Origin of the sequence: Blastomonas sp. SL216 (genome assembly GCA_026625625.1) — a bacterium.
GTDB lineage: Bacteria > Pseudomonadota > Alphaproteobacteria > Sphingomonadales > Sphingomonadaceae > Blastomonas.
The window spans coordinates 3,296,729-3,317,897 of record CP113055.1; the positions used below are offsets into that span (position 1 = coordinate 3,296,729).

A 21,169-nucleotide genomic window follows, 5' to 3' on the forward strand; every position below is an offset into this window, starting at 1 on the left:
TATTGATTTTGTTAAGCATTTTCGCAGCTCTGCAGATTGGAGGACACAGTCTGGCCGCTTCGATCCGCTCGCCGCTTCCCTCATCGCCCGACTCGCGCTATGCGCGCGCCCCATGACCAGCCAGCCTCAGCCCAAATCCTGGATCGCCGCGATCCATGCCTATGTCCCCGGCAAATCGACCGGAGAAGACGGACGGCCGCTCGTCAAACTGTCGGCGAACGAGAACCCGCTGGGCACCAGTCCGGCGGCGCTCGAGGCGCGGCTCAAGGGGGCGGCGCTCGCGCCTTCGCTCTATCCCGATCCGGACAGCGCGGCGCTCCGCGAGGCGATCGGCAAGGCGCATGGGCTCGATCCGGCGCGGATCGTCTGCGGTACCGGCTCGGACGAGCTGCTCAACCTCGCCGCGCAGGGCTATGCCGGGCAGGGCGATGAGGTCGTCTATGTCCGCTACGGCTTTTCGGTCTATGATATCGCGGCGCGGCGCTGCGGCGCGACCCCGGTAGTTGCGCCAGACAACTTCTATGCGACCGATGTCGATGCGCTGCTCGCCTGTATCACGCCGCGGACCCGCGTCGTCTATCTTGCCAATCCCAACAACCCCACCGGCACGCTGACATCACGGGCAGAGATTGCGCGGCTGCATGCCGGGCTGCGCTCGGACGTGCTGCTGGTGCTCGACCAGGCCTATTCCGAATATCTCAGCGCCGAAGAGGATGATCACGGCCTCGAGCTGGCCGCTGCGCACGACAATGTGCTGGTCACGCGCACCTTCTCGAAAATCTATGGCCTGGCTGGCGAACGCATCGGCTGGGGCTATGGCGCGCCGGGGATCATCGACACGCTCAACCGTATCCGCGGCCCCTTCAACGTGACGCTGACCGGCCAGGCCGCGGCGCTCGCTGCGCTTGAGGATACCGATTTCGTGACCCGCTCGCGCGAGCATAATGCGCACTGGCGGCACTGGCTCGCGGGTGAGCTCGCCCAGCTCGGCAATCATGGCGTGACCGTCGTCCCCAGCCATGCCAATTTCCTGCTGGTGCTGTTCGAAGGCGCGGTGAGCGCGGAAGCGGCCTATGAGGCATTGATGCAGGCAGGCTATATCGTGCGCTGGCCGAAAGGCCAGGGCCTGGGCCATGCGCTGCGCATCACCATCGGCGAAGAGACGCATATGCGCGCGATCGCCCAGGTGTTGCGCGATCTGGTGACCGCATGAGCCAGCCGTTCGCCACCATCGCGATCGTCGGGCTGGGGCTGATCGGGTCGTCGATCGCGCGTGCGGTGCGCCAGGCGCTGCCCGACACCCGCATCCTGGGCTATGACCGCAGCGCCGATGTCTGCACGCGGGCCGAGGCGATCGGGCTGTGCGATGCCTATCATGCCGAATTCGGACCTGACCTGGCGAGCGCCGAAATGGTGATCCTGTGCGTGCCGGTGGGCGCCATGACCGCCGCCGCCGCTGCCATGGCACCGCATCTGTCGGCGCAGGCGATCATCAGCGACGTCGGCTCGTGCAAGGCGAGCGTGCTGACCGCTTTGCGCGCGTCGCTTCCCGATGCCATCATCGTCCCCGCGCATCCGGTGGCAGGGACCGAGAATAGCGGGCCGGAAGCGGGCTTTGCCTCGCTGTTCAAGGGCCGCTGGTGCATCCTCACCCCCGACGATCAGGCCGATGCCGGGGCCTGCGACCGCGTCGCCGGATTCTGGCAGGCGCTGGGGGCGAATGTCGAAACGATGGAGGCCGCGCATCACGATCTGGTGCTCGCGGTCACCAGCCACCTGCCGCACCTGATCGCCTATACCATCGTGGGTACCGCCAGCGATCTGGAGGGTGTGACGCAGAGCGAGGTAATCAAATATTCTGCCGGCGGTTTCCGCGATTTTACCCGCATTGCCGCGTCCGATCCGGTGATGTGGCGCGACGTGTTCCTGTCGAACAAGGAAGCCGTGCTCGAGATGCTCCAGCGCTTCTCAGAGGACCTGTCCGCACTGCAACGCGCGATCCGCTGGGACAAGGGCGACGAGCTGGAAGAACTGTTCACCCGCACCCGCGCGATCCGCCGCTCGATCATCGAACAGGGCCAGGACGACGCGAAACCCGATTTCGGGCGCGAGCATAAATAGGGTCTTACAGCCCTCTCTCCTTCAGGGGAGAGGGAGGAGCCGCGCAGCGGCGGAGGGAGAGGGGAATGCGCCTTGCCGAGCCCCTCTCAACTCCGGCTAGCCAGACCAGCTGGCAAGCCTTCGTATCTCTCCCCTGAAGGGGAGAGAGCTGCTTGCATCACTCCCCCACATCTGCGACCGGTTCGGTCGGCAGCGCTTCGGGTGCGGGCGCTGCCATTGGCGCGTCCGCGGCGCCGCGGATCAGGTGGAAGCGGTCCTGCCGCCCATCCAGATACGCGACCTTCTCGCCGTCGAAGAACATGTCCTCCTCGGTGCGGAACGAGACCGCCTTGTCGCCCCATTCGGGCACGTTGTTGGTGACCGCCAGTTCGATCGACCAGGCGGTGCTGGCGCGGACCAGATAGTCGCCTGCGGGGCTTGCCTCCTGATTGTCCCAGAAACCGATCGCGGGGCCTGCGCCATGGCCGTGAAAGCCGATGGGGTGCGAATAGATGCTGGGCTGGTATCCCGATGAGATCGCGCGGGCCCGGGCGGCGGCAAGCAGGTCGTTGCCGGTGCGGCCGACGCGGAACTCTGCGGTCAGCGCATCCTGCACCGCATTGGCGGCGGCAAGGCCCGCTTTCAGGCCCTCGGGGGCATCGCTCTCACCGGGTTTCAGCACATAGGCGAGATGCTGCGTATCGGTGTTGAGGCCGAGATAGGTGATGCCGAAATCGGTCCAGATCATGTCGCCCGGCTGGATCACCGCATCGCCGGTCAGCTCGCCCGCCTCGCTGGCGCGGAAGATGTTGATCGAGGGCTGGAACCAGGTCTTGAGGCCCAGCGCGCTGATCTTTTCGCGCATCCACCATTGCACGTCCTCCGCCGTCGTCTGGCCGGGGGTGATCACCTTGTCGGACAGCGCCTCGGCAATGATCGCATGCGCCAGGCGGACGATGGAGGGATAGACCTCCATCTCGGCGGGAATGCGGCTTTCCAGCCAGCCGATGGCGAGCGGCCCTGCCGGTACGATGCGGCTGCGCAGCTCCTCGGGCAGCGCGGCCATGAAATCCTCGTGCTGGCTGTGGCTGAGGCCATCGGCGAGCGCGGTCTGCGACGAGATGTTGAGCGCGATCTTCTGCGGATTGCGCTCGGCGACGATCTCGGCAAGGCGCTTCCACTGGTCGGGCTGTTGCTCGGGCGTCCAGACCGGGGCGAACATGCCCGCCAGGCCATAGCGGCTGACCGTCAGCCGCTCGATCGGCTTGCCCTCGCCCGGATCGAAGAACACCAGGATCGTGCGCCGCCGCGCGTGCATCGATCGCGCATCGAGCATGGTCGCAACGACCGGGTCCTCGTCATATTCGCGCGCGATCAGCACCCACATGTCGACGCCCTGTTCGCGCATCAGCGCCGGCACCACCGTCTCCAGCCGCTGGGCGAGCCATGCATCGCGCAGCTTGGCCTGTTCGCGCAAGGGCAGCACTGCCGGGTAATCGGGCGCTTCGGCCTCGGCGGTATTGCCGGGGGCCTGGGCGAGCGCCTGGGGCGCGGCAAAGGCGAGGCTGGCGGCCAGCGCGGTGGACAGCATGGATGCGACGGTTTTCATGGGCTTCCCCGTTCAGCGGGTTGTAAAGCCTTTGCCTAGCCTGTGACGCCCTGTTGCGCCACCCCGCGCGGCGGGGCCAGCGTGCCGGGCCAGTCGAGCTCGGGCCAGCCGCGTTCGCGCGCTGCCAGCCGCATCGGCATATGCGCGTTGGTGACAAAGGCCTCATCCGCCATTTCCAGCATCGGCAGGTCGGACACATGGTCCGAATAGCAGCGGATGGTGCATTGTGCCGGGTCCAGCCGATGCTCGGCCATCCAGGCGGCGATCATCTCGGCCTTGTGCGGGCCATAGCAATTATGCCCTGCAATCTGCGCCAGCACCGTGCCGCGCGAGGCATGCAGATCGGTGGCGATCACGTCATCGATGCCCAGCCGCCGGGCGATCGCCTCGACATAGAGCCGGTAGGATGCGGTGGCGATGATGATGCGATAGCCCTCGGCCCGGTCGGCGGCGATCCGCTCCAGCGCGCCGGGGCGGATATTGGTTGCAAAGACATGCTCGGCATGCGCCGCCATCGGGCCGGCCAGCGTCGCCACCCGCAAATGGCCCAGCAGCAGCTTCTGGTTGATCTGCTTGAGCTCGTCGCGGCTGACGATGCGTGCGACATAGGCGAGGGCAGCGATGAGCGAAAGCGGCAGCAGCAACAGCCGCCATGGCGCCTGGCGCAGCGCCATCCACAGCAGAAAGCGCGCATAGGTGGGGTGGACGGTAATCGTCCGATCCATATCGTAAAAGGCCAGCCTCTCCCCCACAGGCTTCAGCCTTAATGCCAAATCGGTGCGAAACAAGCATGGGCGTGTAACTTGTTGATCGCGCTTTGGCGGGTCGCGGTGCGACGGATCGTGCGCCAAGGTGCTTGTGATTGCACCGTTTATCGCACAAGAAGGGCGGTATATGGGTGCCCCGGCCGACTTTGCGATCGAAGAGCGCGGTGAGACCGGCGCGGTGCTGCGCTTTTCCGGAAACCTCGACATCACCACCATCGCCGCGCTCGACAAGCGGCTGAAGCAGATCGACCAGCCGATCGGGCTGATCGACATGGCCGATGCCGGGCATATCGATACCGTGGGCGCGTGGGTGGTCTACCGGCTGGCGCGCGACCAGCGCTGCGAGATCGTCAATCTCGGCGAATCGGGCAGCCGCCTGGTCGAGGCGGTGGGCCGATCGGACATCAGCGATGTCGAACCGCCCCAGCGCCCCAATGCGCTGATCCGCATGACCGCCAGTGTCGGCGAGGCCGTGGTGATGGCGCTCGGCTCGCTGCTGGGCATGCTCAGCTTTTTCGGTGCGCTGGTGCGGTCGATGCTGTCGTTGATGGCGCACCCGCGCCGCATCCGCTGGGCCGCGACCGTGCGCCATTTCGAGCTGGTCGGCGTCTCGGCACTGGGCATTGTCGGGCTGATGAGCTTCCTCATCGGTATCGTGATCGCGCAGCAGGGCGCGGTGCAGCTGCGCCAGTTCGGCGCCGAGGTATTCACGGTCAATCTTGTCGGACGACTGACGATCCGCGAGCTGGGTGTGCTGATGACCGCGATCATGGTCGCAGGCCGGTCGGGCAGCGCCTTTGCCGCGCAGATCGGGACGATGAAGCTGACCGAAGAGGTCGATGCGATGCGGACGATCGGCGTGTCGCCGGTCGAGGCTTTGGTGCTGCCGCGCGTTACGGCCGCCGTGCTGATGATGCCGCTGCTCGGCTTCTATTCGATGATCGTCGCGATGATCGGCGGCGCGTTCCTGTGCTGGGTCGTGCTCGAGATTCCGCCGGCAACCTTCATCGTGCGCATCCAGGAAGTGGTGCCGATCACCGACTTTTATGTCGGCATGATCAAGGCACCGGTATTCGGCCTGATCATCGCGCTCGCTGGCTGCTATCAGGGCATGCAGGTGCGCGGCAATGCCGAGGAAGTCGGCGCACGCACCACTGCGGCGGTGGTCCAGGCGATCTTCATGGTCATCGTGCTCGACGCCTTTTTCGCGGTGTTCTTCACGGAGATCGGCTGGGGATGAGCGCGGCACGGGACAAAGAATGCGATGTCGCCATCCGCATCACCGGGCTGAAGAACAGCTTCGGCGAGCAGGTGGTGCATGAGGATCTGTCGCTCGACGTGCGCCATGGCGAGATTCTGGGCGTGGTTGGCGGATCGGGCACCGGCAAGTCGGTGCTGATGCGATCGATCATCGGCTTGCAACGGCCCGATGCCGGGCAGATCGAGGTGCTCGGCGAATCCATCCTCGATGGCGAGGAGGAGGATGTCTCGATCCGCAGCCGCTGGGGCGTGCTGTTCCAGGGCGGGGCGCTGTTCTCGACGCTCACCGTGGCCGAAAATGTCATGGTGCCGCTGGCCGAATTCTATCCCAAGATCGATCACAAGCTGCGGCGCGAGATCGCGCTGTACAAGATCGCGCTGTCGGGCCTGCCCGAGGATGCTGCGGACAAATATCCGTCCGAGCTTTCGGGCGGCATGAAGAAGCGCGCAGGCCTTGCGCGCGCGCTGGCGCTCGATCCCGATGTGCTGTTCCTCGACGAGCCCACCGCCGGGCTCGACCCGATCGGCGCGGCGCGTTTCGATGCGCTGACCCGCGAACTGCAGCGCACGCTTGGCCTCACCGTGTTCCTGATCACGCATGACCTCGATACGCTGCACGAGATCTGCGACCGGGTGGCGGTGCTGGCTGATCGCAAGGTGATCGCCATCGGCACCATTCCGGAGCTGCTAGCGACCGACCATCCGTGGATCCAGGAATATTTCAACGGCCCGCGCGGCCGCGCCGCCGCTGTCAGCCATGCCGACGAGGAGCGCAAGAAGACGCGGCTTCCGGCCAGCAGCAAGAGCCGGGGGTTTCTAAGGTGACCCGCCGGAACGACCATGCCGCTTTGGCGGTAGACAGCATCAGACCATCAGGGGCATAACCAAAGCCATGGAAACACGCGCCAATCATGTCTGGGTGGGGACCGTCACCCTGGTGCTGCTTGCGGGCATTGCCGCCTTTGTCATCTGGCTGGCGGGCCTGGGCGAGACCGATCGCAACAAGTACGACATTTTCTTCAAGACCTCGGTCGACGGCATCGCCAAGGGTTCGGTCGTCGCCTATTCGGGCGTGCCATCGGGCCAGGTGACCGAGATCGCGCTCTGGGCCAAGGACCCGCAATTCGTCCGCGTGCGGATCGAGGTCGATGCGCATGCGCCGATCCTGGAAGGCACCACCGCGACGATCCAGGGGGTGGGCTTTACCGGCGTGTCGCAGATCCAGCTTGATGGCGCCAAACAGGGCGCGCCCGCGATTACCGAGCCGGGACCGGAGGGCGTGCCGGTGATCCCGACCAAGCCGGGCGCGCTGGGCGAACTGCTCAACAACGCGCCGCTGCTGCTCGAACGGCTCGCGACGCTGACCGAACGCTTCACGCAGGTGCTGTCCGACGACAATCAGAAGTCGATCGCGGTGCTGCTGAAGAACAGCGGGCGGCTGACCGGCGAACTGGCCGATTCCGCGCCGCAGATGCGCGCGGCGCTCGCCGAATTGCGCGTGACGCTGGCCAAGGCAGGCGTCGCTGCCGAGCAGCTGGGCATGACCGCGCAATCGACCAAGGACGTGCTCGACAGCGAAGGGCGGCCGCTGGCGCGCCAGCTCGCCAAGACGCTGGCGGATACCGACAAGGCGCTGATCAAGCTGACCGAAACGATGGAAGAGGCCAAGCCCGGCCTGCGCCAGTTCTCGACCACGACCCTGCCCGAGACCGAGGCGCTGGTGCGTGACCTGCGCGTGACGGCGCGGGCGCTGTCGGCGATTACCGAAAAGATCGATCAGGAAGGCGCGGGCGGTCTGCTGAGCGCGCCGCCTCTGCCCGACTACAAGCCGAAGAACTGAGAGGGGCCGATATGACCGCCCAGCCGAACAGGAAAGCCCAGCGCATGGCCGCACATATTCGTATCCTGCTGCCTGCGGGAGCCGCCTGCCTGTTGCTGGCCGGGTGCGTCAGCTTCGGCGCCAAGGCTCCGCCGCAGCTGCTGACGCTGACGTCCAGCGCGACGCCCAGCGCAGGGTCGATGGCCTCTGCGTCGGTTACCGACGCGATCGTGGTCGATGTGCCCACGGTCGAGCGCACGCTCGATCAGGTGCGGGTGCCGGTGCAGGTCAGCGACAGTGCGATCGCCTATGTCAAGGACGCGATCTGGGCCGACAAGCCCGCGCGGCTGTTCCGCACCGTGCTGGCAGAGACGCTGGCGGCCAAGAGCGGCCGGCTCGTGCTCGACCAGGTCGAAACCGGGGCAGAGCGCAGCACGATGCTGTCGGGCCAGCTCCACCGCTTCGGTTATGACGAGGACGCCCGCGTGGCGATCGTCCGCTTCGATGCCGTCGTGCGCAAGCCTGGCAGCCCATTGCGCAAGCAGCGCTTCGAGGCGAGCGTTCCGGTCGCCGTGGTCGACGCGGTGACCGTCGGCGCGGCACTCAACCAGGCGGCCAACAGCGTCGCCGCGCAGGTTGCCGCCTGGACCGTCGGCTGAACCACCACCTTCTTCCTATCCGCTAGATTACGGGGCACGAAACATGGCGCATTTCCTCATCGTCGAGGCACGCTTCTACGATCATCTCAACGACCTGCTGCTCGAAGGCGCGCGCGCCGCGATCAAGGCGGCGGGGCACAGCCACGAGACGCTGACCGTTCCGGGCGCGCTCGAGATTCCGGCGGCCATCGCCATGGCATCGGAAACGCAGCGCTATGACGGCTATGTCGCGATCGGCGTGATCATCCGCGGCGAGACCTATCATTTCGAGGTCGTTTCGAACGAAAGCGCGCGCGCGATCATGGCACTGACGCTGGACGGCCTGCCGATCGGCAACGGCATCCTGACGGTCGAGAACGAGGCGCAGGCGCTGACCCGCGCGAAGAAGGACGAGAAGGACAAGGGTGGCGACGCTGCCCGCGCCGCCATCACCATGCTCGAAATTTCCGAAAAGCTAGCCGGCTGAGCCCGGCCCGCGCCGCCCCCTTATTTGGAGGAGAGCGGTGCGGGGACGGGCCGTGGCGGCATGCCGCCCGGTGCCCTGCCGCCCGGTCCCTTGGCGCCAGTCGGCGCTGCCGCTTCGCCCGCCGGCGGCGTGGTGAACGCCAGCGTGATCGAGATGCGCCGGTTGGCAGGGTCGTTGCGGTCGATCGGGTTATAGGGCTCGTTGTCGGCCACGCCCTCGATGCGATGGACGCGTCCGGGGTTGATCCCGCCCACCACCAGCGCCCTGCGCGTCGCTTCGGCGCGGCTGGTGGACAGCATCCAGTTGTTCATCGTCTTGCCCGATGCGTAAGGCAGCGAGTCGGTATGGCCGCGGATGATGACCGGGTTGGGCATGCCGTTGATCACCTGCGCCACCTCGCGCAGCAGTTCGGCCGCCTTGGGCACCAGCTTGTCGGTCGACAGCGCGAACATGCTGAAATTGGCCTCGTCCACCAGATCGATGCGCAATCCTTCGCGCGTATCGGTGAAGCGGACATTCTTCATCAGCTTGGCGAGTTCCTCGCTGCTGCCCAGGCGCTTTTCGAGCTGCTCCTTGAGCTTCTCGAACTGCTCGCGTTCGGCCATCTGCTGGGCCTTCTTGATCGCCGCCTTCTGCTCTTCGGTCATCGACGCATAGGCGCTATTGCCTGCTTCGTCGGCGGTACCGGTGGCATCCTGCGGAATGGTGATCGACTGCGTGCCCGTCTGGCCGGCGCGATTGGGATAATCGTCGCGGCCGACGATGGACTCACCGCCGAACAGGCCGTTGGACCCGGCGCTGCCCGATTTCAGCTCGACAATGGTCGGCGCGAAATAGTCGGCAATCGCCTTGCGGTCCTTTTCCTCGGTCGCGCCGAGCAGCCACATCAGCAGGAAGAACGCCATCATTGCCGTCACGAAGTCAGCATAGGCCACCTTCCAGGCGCCGCCATGATGGCCGCCATGCCCTTCTTCGATGATCTTCTTGACGATGATCGGGCGGACATTCTCCACCGGATCGGGTTTGCGCTTCGCCATGGCTTAGCGGCCCCGCATGCCGTCGAACACGTCGGCAAAGGTCGGCTGGTTGGCATGACCCAGGCTGGAGCGTGCGGCTTCGATCACCAGCGGCTGCGGATGGCCGTGCAATGATGCGATGATGATCTGCTTGGCGACATGGTACATCGCGCCATCGGCCTCGATCACCTGCTTGCAGCGGTTGGCCAGCGGACCCACCAGGCCATAAGCCAGGAAAATCCCGAGGAACGTACCGACGAGCGCCGATCCGATCATCTCACCCAGAATTTCCGGCGGCTTGTCGATCGAGCCCATGGTCTTGACGATCCCGAGCACGGCCGCGACGATCCCGAGTGCGGGCAGCGCGTCGGCCAGGTTCTGCAGGCCGTCGGCCGGGCCGACCGCTTCGTGATGGTGCGTCTTGATCGCCTGATCGACGACATCCTCCACCGCATGCGGATCGAGCTGGCCCGACGAGACGACGACCAGCCGCAGCGAGTCGCAGATCAGGTGGATCAGCGTCGAATCCTTGAGCAGGGTGGGATATTCGGAAAAGACCGAGGAGCTCTTGGGGTCCTCGATATGCGGCTCCAGCGCCACCGGGCCTTCGGTGCGCAGCATCTTCATCAGCTTGGATACCAGGAAGATGCAGTCGAGAAAATCCTGCTTCTTGTACTTGGATCCCTTGAACGCGGTCATGACACCGCCGCCGATCGCCTTGATATGCGCACCGGAATTGCCGATCAGCATCGAGCCTGCAGCTGCGCCGCCGATGATCATCATTTCCAGCGGAAGGGCGTGCAGAATGACGCCCATGCTGCCCCCGGCGAGAATGAAACCGCCGAAAACCATGACAATCAGAACGACAAAGCCAATAGCTGCGAACATGGCGGTTCCCTTGATCCTCGCACCGCGCCGCTGTGACTGGGCGCAATGAGGGCCGAAAATCGGCCCGTTCAGATCGTAGAACGGCTTTTGCCGATCGTGGTTAAGCGCAAAACAGGGTTAATATGAAGGGCTTATTCGTTAACCACGAACAGGCGTCAGCGAAGATAGTCGAGCAGCGACTGCTGCGAAATCTTGGCATAGACGGCTTGCGTCGCCTGCAGGTTGGTCAGCAGCGTCTGCAGCCGGGTCAGCGCTTCGGAAACATTGGCATCCACCAGTTCCGATTTGCGCGATGCGAGCGAGAGTTCGCTTTGCTGCAGTTCCTCACGCGCGCTCTCGATCGATCCCTTGACCACGCCCTGCCGGGTGAGCAGCTGCGTCATCCGGTCGATGGCACCATCCAGCGCGGTCAGCTGCGCATCGCGCGCGGCCTGACCGGTGGGGGTCTGGTTGTTGATCGCGGCTGCGGTATCGGACATGATCTGGGAAAGCGTCCTGGTCGTGCCGCCGCCCACGTCGATATTGTCGTGCACCTCTTCCAGATTGGGCGCGGCAATGACAAAGCGGGTATCGCCCATCGGCACGCGGATCGCCTGGCCGGTGCCGAACAGCTGGCCGCCGAAATTGTCGCGCTGGCCCAGGGCATCGTTGAAGTCATTGGCAATGCCGTTGACTTCGAGCGCCAGAACCTGCGGGTCGGTGGGGCTGATCGTGCCGGTATTGGCAGAAAGCAAAAGCTCGCGCGTGCGGATGAGCCCGCTGACGATGGTGTTGAGGCTGGCTTCGGCCTGGTTGGCGCGCGTGTCGGCGCGGCCCAGATTGTTGGTCCACGCCTCCTCGTCCGACTGGAAGCGCGAGATATTGGCCGCTTCCAGCCAGGCCTTGGGGTCGTTGGAGGGGCGCGCGATGCGGCTTTCGCCGCCCACCAGCGCCTGCTGGTCAGCGATCGCGCGGCTGAGGCGGACCTGCTGCGTCACCTCTTGCGGAGCGCGATAGCGATTAACGGACTGGACCATATCGACTTACCCCGGCCTTAAAACACGTTCAGAATGGTTTGCATGGTGTCGCGCGCCACCTGGATTACGCGGGCAGAGGCTTCATAGGCCTGTTGCAACCGGATCAGGTCAGCGGCTTCGCGGTCCAGATCGACCCCGGACATCGCATCGCGGCGACGGCGTGCCCCCTCGTCGAGCGCGGTGGCGGCCTCGGATTCGCTGCGCACGGCGGACAGGTTGGTGGCGAAGCCCGCCATGAAATTGTTCCACTTGGTCTCGACGCCATCGGTGGTGCGCAGTGCAGGCAGCGTCAGCAGATTGCCGTTGGGCGTGCCGTCAGCCGCCGCCAGTGCCAGCTGGGCGGTGTCGCGCGTGGTCACTTCCAGGGTCGAGATGTCGCCCGGCATGGTCAGCAGCGGTGCGCCGACCGCGCCGCTGAGCGTGCGGCCCTGTGCCTGCCAGGCGTTGATATCGGTGACCAGCTGCTGCGCGAGCGCGTTGAGATCGTTGAGCCGACCCTGCGCGGTGGCACCGGCGCGGCTGAGCCCGGCCAGCGATCCTTCGCTGGGCACGGCCACCGCGGTGCCATCGACCTGCAGGGCCAGGCTGCCATCGGCATTGCTCGATGCGGTCACATTGGCAAAGAAATTCACCCCGGCCAGCTGCTGGCCGCCATAAGAGATGGTGGCGGTGCCGTTGGGGGCCAGGCTGATCGTGGCGTTGAGCTTCTCGGTGATCGTCGCCAGCATCGCATCGCGCGCATCGAGCAGGCCGGCATGCGCATCGGTGCCTTCCTTGGTGCGGGTAATGTCCAGGTTGATCTTGTTCAGGTTTTCCAGCGCGGCATTCAGCGTATTGGCCTCCTGCGTCGCGCCCTGGGTGACCTGCTGCGCGGTCAGCGTCATGTTGCTCGACGTCCGGCGGAAGGCATCGACCACCGCATCGAGTTCGGTCAGCAGGGTGAGCTTGAGCGAGTTGTCGAACGGCGCTGCCGCGACTTCCTCGGCCCGGCCGAAAAAGGTGTTGAGCCGTGTGCCGACATTCGACCCGGCATTGTCGAGATTGGTCTCCAGCCGCTCGAGCCAGCTCAGCTGGGTTTCCGCACGAATGCGCGCCGCTCCGGTCTGACGCACCTGCGCCTCGACGAATTCGTCCGATGCGCGCACCGTCTGTGCAATGCGCACGCCGTTGAGCCCGGTCTGCGACAGATAGGCCGGATTGAGCGATCCCGAAACGGTGGCGTCGCTCATCTCCACGCTGCGGCGGACATAATCGGGGTTTTCGGCATTGGCGATGTTGTGCGACACCGTCTCCATCGAGCGGGCAAAGGCGCGCAGGCCCGAACGGCCGATGTTCAGCAGGTTGCTCATGGCTTATCGATCCCGAACTGCTTGAGCACCATGTCGGCGATGCCGAAGCTCTGCTTGCCTGCCATGTCGTCGGCGACGCGCGCGTCCATCAGGTCGCGGAACTGGTCCGTGGCGGTCGAGCCGAGCAGCGTGTCGCCGTCGGTTGCGGTGCGCATCGCCCCGATCATCTGGCGCAGGAAGATCGCCTCGAACGATTGCGCCGCCTTGCGCAGCTCGGCCTTTTCGGCCTCGCTCTTGCCGGGCGTCGCGCCATCGGCACCGCGCGCAGCCTCCGCCGCCGCCTTTGCCTGTTTGTCGAGCGGCAGTGCAGCGCTGGTGCGGGCCAGCGGAAAGGCGGCAGAGGCGGGCATGACGGTCACAGGATCACGAGCTCCGCCTTGAGCGAGCCGGACTGCTTCAGCGCTTCCAGGATCGCGGCGAGATCGCTCGGCGAAGCCCCGATGGCGTTGATCGTTTCGACAATCTCGGACAAATTGGCACCTCGCTTGATCTCGAATGCCGGGTTGGTCTCTTCCTCGATCGCGACCTGGCTGCGCTGTTCGACCGCGGTCTGGCCCTGGCTGAACGGCGCGGGCTGGACGACGGTGGGCGCTTCCTGGACCTTCACGGTCAGCTTGCCATGGCTCACTGCCGCAGGGCCAATCCGCACCGCGCCATTGATAACGACCGTACCGGTGCGCGCGTTAACAATTACTTTAGCCGGGGCCTCGGCAGGGGTGACCGATATGTTCTCGATTCGGGACATCATCTGCACGCGTTCCTGCGCGGTGACGGGCGCGGCGATCCGCACCGAAACCGCATCATTGGCGACCGCGAGCGCATAGCCGAACTGGCTGTTGATGGCGTCGGCCACGCGCATCGCGGTGGTCAGATCGGCATCGGCCAGGTTGAACATCAGATAGGGGCTCTGTTCGAACCCGGTCTCGACCGCGCGCTCGACCGTCGCGCCGCCGGCAATGCGGCCGACCGAGGGAATGTTGACCACGGTGCTCGATCCGTCGGCGCCGCTGACACCCAGTCCGCCGACCGCCAGATTGCCCTGCGCCATCGCGTAGATCTGGCCATCGGCACCCAGCAGCGGCATCATGATCAGCGTGCCGCCGCGCAGCGACTTGGCGCGGCCCAGCGCCGAGACGGTGATGTCGAGCCGCTGGCCGGGCTTGGCCATCGGCGGCAGTTCTGCGGTGACCAGCACCGCCGCTGCATTCTTGGTCGCCGGGTTGATGCCCGGAGGCAGCGTCAGGCCGAAGCGGTTGGTGACCCCGCGCATGCCGACGGTGGCATATTCCAGCGCGTCATCGCCAGTGCCGGCCAGGCCGACGACGATGCCATAGCCGGTCAGCTGGTTGGCGCGCAGACCCTGAAAGCCGCCCAGATCCTTGATCCGTTCGGCATGTACCGGCTGCATCGCGGCCATCAGCGCCAGCATCAGCGTGGCAATCAGGCGAAGGGGCGTGAAGTGGGTCATGTCAAAAGGGCCTTCAGAACGGGCTGACGATTTCAAAGAAGCGCTGCAACCAGCCCTTCTGGCTGGCGCGCGCGATCTCCCCGGTGCCGCCATAGACGATCTGCGCATTGGCGACGCGCGAGGAGGGGATGATATTGTCTGCAGCCACATCGATCTGGCGAACGATGCCGCTGAAGCGGATATGTTCTGCGCCGCGGTTGAGGCTCATCAGCTTCTCGCCGCGCACCAGCATGGTGCCGTTGGGATAGACCTCTGCGATGGTCACGGTGATCTGGCCCTGCAGCGAGTTGGACTGCTGCGCGGTGCCGGTGCCCTGGAAGGTGGTGTTGCCGCCTGCGGAGACGTCGCTGGGGTTGAAGAAGCTCAGCGGGCCGGTGGTTGGCGGGGTCAGGCCGATGCTGCCATTGCGGTCGGTATTGGCACCGTTCGACTTGACCGCCTGGGTCCGTTCGACCAGCGCGATGGTCAGCACATCGCCGACCATCGCGGCGCGCGCGCCGTTGGTCAGCGCCGAATAGCCGTTGCTCGCCTGGAAGATCGCACCATTGGGTGCAGCCGGGGCCTGGCGCGGCATCGACAGGGTCGGCGCATATTCCGGATCCGGCTGGATCGGCTGCTTCTTCTTCTTGGCGTAAGCGGGGCTCGACGCGCACAGCGCGAGAACGAGCGCTGCGGCCAGCATATTGCGGAGCGGTGCGGTGGACATCATGCTCTACCCTCAACCCATCTGCTGATTGGCGAACTGGAGCATTTCGTCGGTCGCCTTGATCATCTTGGAATTCACCTCATAGGCGCGCTGGGTCTCGATCATGTCGACCAGCTCCTCGACGATATTGACGTTCGATCCTTCAAGCGCGCCCTGGCGCAGCGTGCCGCGGCCTTCCAGCCCGGCCAGACCCACAACCGGCGCGCCGCTGGCGGCGGTTTCGGCAAGAAGATTGCCACCCAGCGACCTGAGGCCCGCCGGATTGACGAAGCTGGCCAGTTCGATCTGGCCCAGTTCATTGGCTTCGGCCTGGCCGTCGATCGTCGCCGAGACGGTGCCATCCTTGCCGATGGTGATGCTGGTAACGCCCTGCGGAACCTGGATATTGGGCACCAGCGGCAGGCCTTCGGGCGTTACCACCTGGCCTTCGGCGGTCAGGTTGAAATTGCCCGCGCGGGTATAGGCGTTGGTGCCGTCGGGCATCTGCACCTGAAAATAGCCCGCGCCCTCGATCATCAGGTCGAGCGAATTTTCGGTGATCTGCGCACTGCCCTGCGTATCGATGCGGCTGGTGCTGGTCAGCTTCACGCCGGTACCGACCGAAAGCCCGGTGGCGAACTGGTTCTGCGCATCGGCGCGCGCGCCGGCGGCGATCTGCTGCTGATAGGCCAGCGTCTCGAAATTGGCGCGGTCACGCTTGAAACCGGTGGTGTTCACGTTCGCCAGGTTGTTGGCGATGACGCGCATCTTGGTGTTCTGCGCATCCAGCCCGGTGCGGGCGACCTGAAGGGCTCCGTTGCTCATCTCATTTCACTCCGTTTCGCGAGGCTTAGCTGGGCATCCGCATGATGGATGCGCCGCCATCGTCCATTTCCTGCGCCGTGGTCAGCATCTTGACCTGGGTTTCCCAGGCGCGGCTGGCTTCGATCATGTCGACCAGCGCCTGGGTCATGTTCACATTCGATCCCTCGAGCGCCCCGGTGGTGACCGTGGCATCGGGGTCTTCGGGCAGCGCGCCGTCGCCCGGCACGCGGAACAGGCCATCGAGGCCCTTCTTGATCTCGCTGCCCTGGGGGCTGACCAGCTTGAGCCGGCCGACCTCGATCTGCTGGGCGGGGTCGCCGCCTGCCGGGACGATCGAGATCGCGCCATTGGCAGCGATGCTGATCTTGTCGGCGGGCGGCAGCGTGATCGGGCCGCCCTGGCCAAGCACGGGGAACCCGTCGCCAGTGGTCAGCAGCCCGCTTTGATTGACCATCAGGTCGCCGCGCCGGGTATAGGCCTCTGCGCCATCGGCGGCCTGCACGCCCAGCAGCGCATCGCCATTGAGCGCGACATCGAGCGCGCCGCCGGTATTCTCGACCGTGCCGGCATGCATGTCCGCGCCGGTCACCGCCTCGCTGGTCGAGGCGCGGCTGGCCAGGCCATTGCCCTGCACATAGAGCGCGCGGGCGTTGACGACCTCTGCCCTGAACCCGGTCGTGTCGGCATTCGCCATATTGTTGGCGATCGCCGTCTGGCGGTTCATGATGCCCTGCATGGCTTTCAGGTTGATGTGGATCATCTTGTCCATGTCAGGGCACCTTGGTGTTTCGCATTACAATCGGGTTAAGGGCGGATCATCAGGTCTGCAGGTTGACGATCGTCTGGGTCAGCGTGTTCGCGGTTTCGAGCGCCTGGGCATTTGCCTGGAAGTTGCGCTGCGCTGCGATCAGCGAGACGAGCTCTTCGGTCAGGTCGATATTCGCCGCTTCCAGCGTTCCCGAACGCACCGTTCCGAGCGGGCCGTTGCCGGCCTGGTTGATCAGCGGGGTGCCCGATACGCCGGTCGACTGCCAGTGCGCATCGCCGATCGGGCGAAGGCCTTCGGCAGCGGCAAAGCTGGCCATCGCGACCGCGCCGATGCGGGTCTGGCTGCCGTTGGAGAAGGTGGCGCTGACCACGCCTTCGTCGCTGATCGTGATGTTCGACAGCACCGCGTTCGGATCGGCAGGATCGCTCTGCGGCAGGACGAAATCGAACAGGTCGGCCTGGTTGGTCGAGGTCACGCGGCCCGCGGCGTCCACCGGCAGCATCTGCACGCGGTTGCCGATATTGTCGACAACCTCGCGGTTGACGTTGACGAAGAACGATCCGTTGCGGGTGAAGCTCTGTGCCTGGCGGGGCGAGGAGCCTTCGACGATGAAGAAGCCGTCGCCTGCGATCGCAAGGTCCAGCGTGCGGTCGGTCGAGTTGAGCGAGCCTTGCGTGAACTGCTGCACGATCCCGGTCAGACGCACACCCTGGCCCGCGACCGACTTGGTGCTCTGCGTCGGCGCAGAAGCGAACAGGTCACCGAACGTGGCCTTGGACTTCTTGAAGCCGGTCGAGCTCGAGTTGGCGATGTTGTTCGAGACGGTGGCCAGATCCGTCTGCGCTGCCTTGAGGCCGCTGAGCGAGGTGATGAAGGACATTTGAGCTTACTCCTCAGTGAAATCTGTTCGTATTCGGGTTGAATGGTTCGGGCAGGTCAGGCGATGCGTCTGGCGCTGCTGGCGGAAATCGAGCCGGCGGGGGTCACCAGCATGGCGTCGGCGCCGGTGCTGCTGGATTCGACCGCTGTCACCGGCAGCCAGGTCGAAACGGTGGTCGCGGCGGCACCCTTGATGCGCACCTTGAGCGGGCCGATATTGACAGGGTTGCCGTTGTCGTCCTCGCTGAGCAGCTGGAACGGCACCTTGCCCGCCGGGACATTGCCCATGTCCTGGGTGTGGACGACATTGCCCGCGCTATCGAGCCATTCGAGCGAGACGTTGCTCGCCGGATTGGTCAGCGTGAATTCTCCGGCATAGCGGCCCTGTGCGTCGGAATAGGCAGTATCGCCATCCTGCAGCACCGAACGGCCGATGAAATTGGCGGCTTCGGCAAGGCGCGAGGTGCCGAAGGACCCTGCGATCGCCTTGAGCGAGGCATTCATTTCCGAAATGCCCGCAACCTGACTGAACTGCGCCATCTGGGCGACCATGTCCTTGTTCTCGACCGGATTGAACGGGTCCTGGAACTTCAGCTGCGCGGTCATCAGCTCCAGAAACGCGGTCTGATCGAGCGATTCCTTGCTGTTGTTGCTCGGAATGCTGTCGGTCTTCTTCTGCAGGCTCGACACGAAATCATTGGTGATCGTCGTCATTTGCCCATCCTCACGGTATCGAGGATCAGCGACTTGGCGGTCTGCATCACCTGCACGTTGTTCTGATATTGCCGGGCGGTCTCCAGCATATCGATCAGCTCGGCGGTCTCATCGACCCCGGCATCCCAGACATAGCCTTCGTCATCGGCGAGCGGATTGGTCGGGTCGTGCCGCTTGACCGGCTTGATGTCCGACTGGATGACCTTTTCCACCTGCACGGTGGCGACGCCGGGGCGTTCCTCGATGGTCTTGAACACCGGCTTGATCGCGCGATAGGCCTCTTTTTCGCTCGCATAGGTGGTGCGCGCGTTGGCCAGGTTCGATGCGGTGGTGTTCAGACGCGACAGCTGGGCCGACATGGCGCGGCCCGAAATGTCGAAGACGCTCATGGGACCGGGCATGGCTTATTCTCCCTTGATCGCGCGGGTCAGCGTCGCGACGCGGCCCTCGAGGAAGGAAAGCGTGGTCGAATAGCCGATGGCGTTTTCGGCAAACAGCGTCTGCTCGGTCGAAAGCTCGACCGTGTTGCCATCCATCGACGGCTGCAGCGGCACGCGGTACCCGGCATTCTCGCCCAGCGCAGCGTCCAGCGTGTCGCCGCCCTGCACGCGCTGCATGGCCTTGTCGAAGTCCAGGTCGCGCGCCTTGTATCCGGGTGTTCCGGCATTGGCGATGTTCGATGCCAGCATCGACAGCCGCTGCGATCGCAGCTGCAGCGCCGTGCCGTGCATTCCGAAAAGCCTGTCTGCCCCCATGGGACCATTCCTCTTAACCTGTGGCTGCACCTGCCGTCTTAAGAGAAGGACAGAATGCGTCGCCCAAGGCAGAAGCAAAGCCTGTGCCATTTCGCGAAAATGCCGGATTTCCGCTGCTTTCGCTGAGATGATCGGGGTTTGACCAGGCCTGTGCCTGGGGCAGGGCGGCAAGTTTCTGCCGGTCGGGCGGCAAGTCATTGCCGCCTGCGCCGCCCTGGCAGTCGAGAGGTTTGAACGGTTAGATAATGTCGATTGCCGCTTTTATCGATCCTGTCGCGCTAGTGGGTGTGGTCGGCAGCAGCTTTGCCGTCGCCTGGGCGCAGAACGGTACCGCTGCAGCGCTTAGCGGGCTGAGCGCGCTGCGCCGCGAGCTGTGGATGAAGGTGCAGGAACAGGCCGATGAGGCGCACCGTGCGGTGCTGCGCATCGAGCATGTCGTCGACAGCCGCGGCATCAGCTGCGCCGACCGGGTGAAGTCGGGCGGCAGCTTCGTCTCCGCCGCCGCCGATGCCATGGCCAACCACCGCTCGCTCGACGGTTTTCAGGCCGCGATGATCCGGCTGGCAGCGCAGCGCCGCGCGCGGTTGACCGCGACGGTCCGCTTCTGGGAAAATGTCGCCGATTGCGCGCCTGCGATGGGCATGCTGGGCACCGTGGTCGGCCTGATCATGCTGTTCGGCAATGTCAGCGATGCCGCCTCGATCGGCCGGGCGATGGCGGTCGCGCTGCTGACCACCTTATATGGGCTGGTGCTCGCCAATGTGATTGCCGGGCCGATTGCCCAGCGCCTGGCCCGTATCGCGGGCGAGCAGGTCGGCTGGGAAGAAGACGCCGCGCGGCGTCTGGTCGATATCGGTCGCCGCGAATATGCGGACATCGCCGCTGCTGCCCAGCACAGCCATGACCAGGCCCCCGCGCCCGGTCATCCGCACCCGCGCCATCCGGTGGAGCATATATGACCCCCGCGCAGCGCACGACGCTGTCCTTTCTCGACCTTGCGCTGATCATGACCGGCGTGATGGCGATGATCGCCAGCGTGGGCGATCGCCACCCTGCGGTGGCCGAGGCGCTGTCCGACAGCTTCGGCAGCCAGCAGGCAGCCAGGTCGCAGCAGGTGGCATTGCCGCTGTCCAGCCTGTTCGAACCGCAGGAAGCGCGGATGACGGCAAAGGGCATGCAGGCGATTGCCGCTCTGGGCGGCAAGAACCGGCAGGCGCAATTCGTGATTGCCGTGCCGGTGCTTGATAACAAGGCCGTATCGCGGCTGGACCGCTGGGAGCTCGCCGCCGCGCGCACCGCCGCGATCATGCGCGTTCTGGCCGATCAGGGCGTGGCCGATCAGGCGATGCTGCCCGATCTGGCGCGCCCTGCAGATGGCAAGGCGGGCGCAGCCGGCAAGGTGCGGCTGATCATATCCGAACAGCCTGGCGCACGATAAGGCGGTTCTGGCACGGACCTTGCTCTGATCGGGGCACAGTCATCAAAGGACCGTTCATGCCCGTACGCAAAGCCCTATTGGCGATCGCCATTGCCACGCCGCTGCTGGCGCAGGCCGTGCCCGCCCAGGCGCAGGCCATTCAGGACCTCAATGAAATCGACGTCCTGGTCGCCGCGACCATGGGCGCAGGCATTGGCGAACCCGGCGGCGCGCGTGCGCCCGTCGATCGCCGGCTCAAGCTCAAGGCCTGCCCGGTCGCGCTCGAAGTCACCGGTCCCGATCTTGGCGCTGCTGCAGTCCGCTGCCCGACGCTGGGCTGGCGCATCCGCGTGCCGCTCGATCTGGCCGCCGAGCGCGAACAGGCCGCAACCGCGCGCAGCCCCCAGGGTCGCGCCGTAGCCGGTCAGGGCGTGGAAGGCGTCAAGCGGGGCGAACCGATCCTGCTCACCGTCGACCGGCCGATGTTCTCGCTGTCGCGGGTGATGATCGCCGACAAGGACGGCCGCGTGGGCGAGGTTATCCCGGTGCGCGACGACCCCAAGGGCAAGCCCATTTTCGTGCGGATCGTCGAGCCGGGCCGCGCCACCATATTGAGTAACTGACGCGTTTACCAACCCCGGCTAATCCGCGTTAACCTTTCATCAAAAAATCGCCTTAAGCAACTGCTGCCAAGGCCGTTAAAGGACG

General features: G+C 65.2%; 25 protein-coding genes. 10 read left to right on the top strand and 15 right to left on the bottom strand.

Going from position 1 to position 21,169, the window contains the following annotated elements; translation table 11 throughout:
* Positions 1-112 precede the first annotated feature (112 nt).
* Together hisC and OU999_15620 are read left to right on the top strand one after the other, a co-directional pair.
* Positions 113-1,213, top strand: coding sequence for a histidinol-phosphate transaminase (gene hisC, locus OU999_15615; protein WAC23147.1), 1,101 nt, complete (start codon positions 113-115; stop codon positions 1,211-1,213).
* Complete coding sequence (locus tag OU999_15620; protein WAC23148.1) at positions 1,210-2,121, top strand: prephenate/arogenate dehydrogenase family protein; 912 nt, start codon at positions 1,210-1,212, stop codon at positions 2,119-2,121. Before hisC ends, OU999_15620 begins: the two co-directional genes overlap by 4 nt.
* A 157-nt stretch (positions 2,122-2,278) precedes the next feature.
* Here the strand turns inward: OU999_15620 and OU999_15625 are convergent, their stop codons facing one another.
* On the bottom strand, positions 2,279-3,709 hold the full coding sequence (locus tag OU999_15625) for a M24 family metallopeptidase (protein ID WAC23149.1): 1,431 nt from the start codon (positions 3,707-3,709) through the stop codon (positions 2,279-2,281).
* 35 nt (positions 3,710-3,744) lie between these two features.
* Complete coding sequence (locus OU999_15630) at positions 3,745-4,461, bottom strand: HAD-IB family hydrolase (protein ID WAC23150.1); 717 nt, start codon at positions 4,459-4,461, stop codon at positions 3,745-3,747.
* 142 nt (positions 4,462-4,603) lie between these two features.
* On the opposite strand from OU999_15630, the gene OU999_15635 reads away from it, so the two are divergent.
* The 5 genes from OU999_15635 (at position 4,604) to ribH (ending at position 8,680) form a co-directional block, all read left to right on the top strand.
* Positions 4,604-5,716 (top strand): ABC transporter permease, encoded by a 1,113-nt coding sequence (locus OU999_15635; GenBank protein ID WAC23151.1) that lies wholly within the window; start codon positions 4,604-4,606, stop codon positions 5,714-5,716.
* Positions 5,713-6,561, top strand: a complete 849-nt coding sequence (locus OU999_15640; GenBank protein WAC23152.1) for an ABC transporter ATP-binding protein — start codon at positions 5,713-5,715, stop codon at positions 6,559-6,561. Before OU999_15635 ends, OU999_15640 begins: the two co-directional genes overlap by 4 nt.
* A 67-nt stretch (positions 6,562-6,628) precedes the next feature.
* Positions 6,629-7,576 (top strand): MlaD family protein, encoded by a 948-nt coding sequence (locus OU999_15645; protein WAC23153.1) that lies wholly within the window; start codon positions 6,629-6,631, stop codon positions 7,574-7,576.
* Positions 7,577-7,620: 44 nt separating this feature from the next.
* A complete protein-coding gene (locus OU999_15650; GenBank protein ID WAC23154.1) occupies positions 7,621-8,214 on the top strand; it encodes an ABC-type transport auxiliary lipoprotein family protein in 594 nt (197 codons plus the stop codon).
* A 43-nt stretch (positions 8,215-8,257) separates the two neighbouring features.
* Positions 8,258-8,680 carry a 6,7-dimethyl-8-ribityllumazine synthase gene (ribH, locus tag OU999_15655; protein WAC23155.1) on the top strand — a complete coding sequence of 141 codons (423 nt, stop codon included), beginning with the start codon at positions 8,258-8,260 and terminating at the stop codon, positions 8,678-8,680.
* A gap of 20 nt (positions 8,681-8,700) precedes the next feature.
* Here the strand turns inward: ribH and OU999_15660 are convergent, their stop codons facing one another.
* From OU999_15660 to flgB, 13 genes are all read right to left on the bottom strand, one after another.
* Positions 8,701-9,717, bottom strand: a complete 1,017-nt coding sequence (locus OU999_15660; GenBank protein ID WAC23156.1) for an OmpA family protein — start codon at positions 9,715-9,717, stop codon at positions 8,701-8,703.
* 3 nt (positions 9,718-9,720) lie between these two features.
* A complete protein-coding gene (motA, locus tag OU999_15665) occupies positions 9,721-10,584 on the bottom strand; it encodes a flagellar motor stator protein MotA (GenBank protein WAC23157.1) in 864 nt (287 codons plus the stop codon).
* A gap of 155 nt (positions 10,585-10,739) precedes the next feature.
* Positions 10,740-11,600, bottom strand: coding sequence for a flagellin (locus OU999_15670; protein WAC23158.1), 861 nt, complete (start codon positions 11,598-11,600; stop codon positions 10,740-10,742).
* A 17-nt stretch (positions 11,601-11,617) separates the two neighbouring features.
* Entirely contained in the window at positions 11,618-12,949 is a 1,332-nt protein-coding gene (gene flgK, locus OU999_15675; protein ID WAC23159.1) for a flagellar hook-associated protein FlgK, read from the bottom strand.
* Entirely contained in the window at positions 12,946-13,308 is a 363-nt protein-coding gene (locus OU999_15680; GenBank protein WAC23160.1) for a rod-binding protein, read from the bottom strand. The genes flgK and OU999_15680 overlap by 4 nt, the downstream gene beginning before the upstream one ends.
* Positions 13,305-14,417 (bottom strand): flagellar basal body P-ring protein FlgI, encoded by a 1,113-nt coding sequence (locus OU999_15685; protein WAC23161.1) that lies wholly within the window; start codon positions 14,415-14,417, stop codon positions 13,305-13,307. Before OU999_15685 ends, OU999_15680 begins: the two co-directional genes overlap by 4 nt.
* A gap of 13 nt (positions 14,418-14,430) precedes the next feature.
* Positions 14,431-15,123, bottom strand: coding sequence for a flagellar basal body L-ring protein FlgH (locus tag OU999_15690; protein ID WAC25449.1), 693 nt, complete (start codon positions 15,121-15,123; stop codon positions 14,431-14,433).
* A gap of 12 nt (positions 15,124-15,135) precedes the next feature.
* A complete protein-coding gene (flgG, locus tag OU999_15695) occupies positions 15,136-15,927 on the bottom strand; it encodes a flagellar basal-body rod protein FlgG (GenBank protein ID WAC23162.1) in 792 nt (263 codons plus the stop codon).
* Between the two features lie 25 nt (positions 15,928-15,952).
* Positions 15,953-16,696 (bottom strand): flagellar basal body rod protein FlgF, encoded by a 744-nt coding sequence (locus OU999_15700; GenBank protein WAC23163.1) that lies wholly within the window; start codon positions 16,694-16,696, stop codon positions 15,953-15,955.
* A gap of 49 nt (positions 16,697-16,745) precedes the next feature.
* Entirely contained in the window at positions 16,746-17,576 is an 831-nt protein-coding gene (locus OU999_15705) for a flagellar hook-basal body complex protein (GenBank protein WAC23164.1), read from the bottom strand.
* A gap of 56 nt (positions 17,577-17,632) precedes the next feature.
* The gene (locus OU999_15710) at positions 17,633-18,289 is read right to left on the bottom strand and encodes a flagellar hook capping protein (protein ID WAC23165.1); all 657 of its coding nucleotides are present in this window, start codon (positions 18,287-18,289) and stop codon (positions 17,633-17,635) included.
* Entirely contained in the window at positions 18,286-18,690 is a 405-nt protein-coding gene (gene flgC / locus OU999_15715; protein WAC23166.1) for a flagellar basal body rod protein FlgC, read from the bottom strand. The genes OU999_15710 and flgC overlap by 4 nt, the downstream gene beginning before the upstream one ends.
* A 3-nt stretch (positions 18,691-18,693) precedes the next feature.
* Positions 18,694-19,044 carry a flagellar basal body rod protein FlgB gene (gene flgB, locus OU999_15720; protein WAC23167.1) on the bottom strand — a complete coding sequence of 117 codons (351 nt, stop codon included), beginning with the start codon at positions 19,042-19,044 and terminating at the stop codon, positions 18,694-18,696.
* Positions 19,045-19,289: 245 nt separating this feature from the next.
* On the opposite strand from flgB, the gene OU999_15725 reads away from it, so the two are divergent.
* The 3 genes from OU999_15725 to OU999_15735 are packed head-to-tail and all read left to right on the top strand — an operon-like array spanning position 19,290 to position 21,084.
* Positions 19,290-20,003 carry a MotA/TolQ/ExbB proton channel family protein gene (locus OU999_15725; protein ID WAC23168.1) on the top strand — a complete coding sequence of 238 codons (714 nt, stop codon included), beginning with the start codon at positions 19,290-19,292 and terminating at the stop codon, positions 20,001-20,003.
* A complete protein-coding gene (locus OU999_15730) occupies positions 20,000-20,482 on the top strand; it encodes a hypothetical protein (protein ID WAC23169.1) in 483 nt (160 codons plus the stop codon). The genes OU999_15725 and OU999_15730 overlap by 4 nt, the downstream gene beginning before the upstream one ends.
* Positions 20,483-20,538: 56 nt before the next feature.
* A complete protein-coding gene (locus OU999_15735) occupies positions 20,539-21,084 on the top strand; it encodes a flagellar protein (protein ID WAC23170.1) in 546 nt (181 codons plus the stop codon).
* The last annotated feature ends 85 nt before the right edge of the window (positions 21,085-21,169 follow it).

Bases quoted from the DNA above. Each gene is read 5' to 3' on its own strand.
- OU999_15650 (WAC23154.1), top strand. From the start codon at position 7,621: ATGGCCGCACATATTCGTATCCTGCTGCCTGCGGGAGCCGCCTGCCTG.
- OU999_15705 (WAC23164.1), bottom strand. From the start codon at position 17,576: ATGTCCTTCATCACCTCGCTCAGCGGCCTCAAGGCAGCGCAGACGGAT.
- OU999_15710 (WAC23165.1), bottom strand. From the start codon at position 18,289: ATGACGACGATCACCAATGATTTCGTGTCGAGCCTGCAGAAGAAGACC.
- OU999_15670 (WAC23158.1), bottom strand. From the start codon at position 11,600: ATGGTCCAGTCCGTTAATCGCTATCGCGCTCCGCAAGAGGTGACGCAG.
- OU999_15625 (WAC23149.1), bottom strand. From the start codon at position 3,709: ATGAAAACCGTCGCATCCATGCTGTCCACCGCGCTGGCCGCCAGCCTC.
- ribH (WAC23155.1), top strand. From the start codon at position 8,258: ATGGCGCATTTCCTCATCGTCGAGGCACGCTTCTACGATCATCTCAAC.
- flgC (WAC23166.1), bottom strand. From the start codon at position 18,690: ATGCCCGGTCCCATGAGCGTCTTCGACATTTCGGGCCGCGCCATGTCG.
- OU999_15725 (WAC23168.1), top strand. From the start codon at position 19,290: ATGTCGATTGCCGCTTTTATCGATCCTGTCGCGCTAGTGGGTGTGGTC.
- OU999_15640 (WAC23152.1), top strand. From the start codon at position 5,713: ATGAGCGCGGCACGGGACAAAGAATGCGATGTCGCCATCCGCATCACC.
- flgG (WAC23162.1), bottom strand. From the start codon at position 15,927: ATGAGCAACGGAGCCCTTCAGGTCGCCCGCACCGGGCTGGATGCGCAG.
- flgK (WAC23159.1), bottom strand. From the start codon at position 12,949: ATGAGCAACCTGCTGAACATCGGCCGTTCGGGCCTGCGCGCCTTTGCC.
- hisC (WAC23147.1), top strand. From the start codon at position 113: ATGACCAGCCAGCCTCAGCCCAAATCCTGGATCGCCGCGATCCATGCC.
- flgB (WAC23167.1), bottom strand. From the start codon at position 19,044: ATGGGGGCAGACAGGCTTTTCGGAATGCACGGCACGGCGCTGCAGCTG.
- OU999_15635 (WAC23151.1), top strand. From the start codon at position 4,604: ATGGGTGCCCCGGCCGACTTTGCGATCGAAGAGCGCGGTGAGACCGGC.
- OU999_15685 (WAC23161.1), bottom strand. From the start codon at position 14,417: ATGACCCACTTCACGCCCCTTCGCCTGATTGCCACGCTGATGCTGGCG.
- OU999_15735 (WAC23170.1), top strand. From the start codon at position 20,539: ATGCCCGTACGCAAAGCCCTATTGGCGATCGCCATTGCCACGCCGCTG.
- OU999_15620 (WAC23148.1), top strand. From the start codon at position 1,210: ATGAGCCAGCCGTTCGCCACCATCGCGATCGTCGGGCTGGGGCTGATC.
- OU999_15690 (WAC25449.1), bottom strand. From the start codon at position 15,123: ATGTCCACCGCACCGCTCCGCAATATGCTGGCCGCAGCGCTCGTTCTC.
- OU999_15730 (WAC23169.1), top strand. From the start codon at position 20,000: ATGACCCCCGCGCAGCGCACGACGCTGTCCTTTCTCGACCTTGCGCTG.
- OU999_15660 (WAC23156.1), bottom strand. From the start codon at position 9,717: ATGGCGAAGCGCAAACCCGATCCGGTGGAGAATGTCCGCCCGATCATC.
- motA (WAC23157.1), bottom strand. From the start codon at position 10,584: ATGTTCGCAGCTATTGGCTTTGTCGTTCTGATTGTCATGGTTTTCGGC.
- OU999_15645 (WAC23153.1), top strand. From the start codon at position 6,629: ATGGAAACACGCGCCAATCATGTCTGGGTGGGGACCGTCACCCTGGTG.
- OU999_15700 (WAC23163.1), bottom strand. From the start codon at position 16,696: ATGGACAAGATGATCCACATCAACCTGAAAGCCATGCAGGGCATCATG.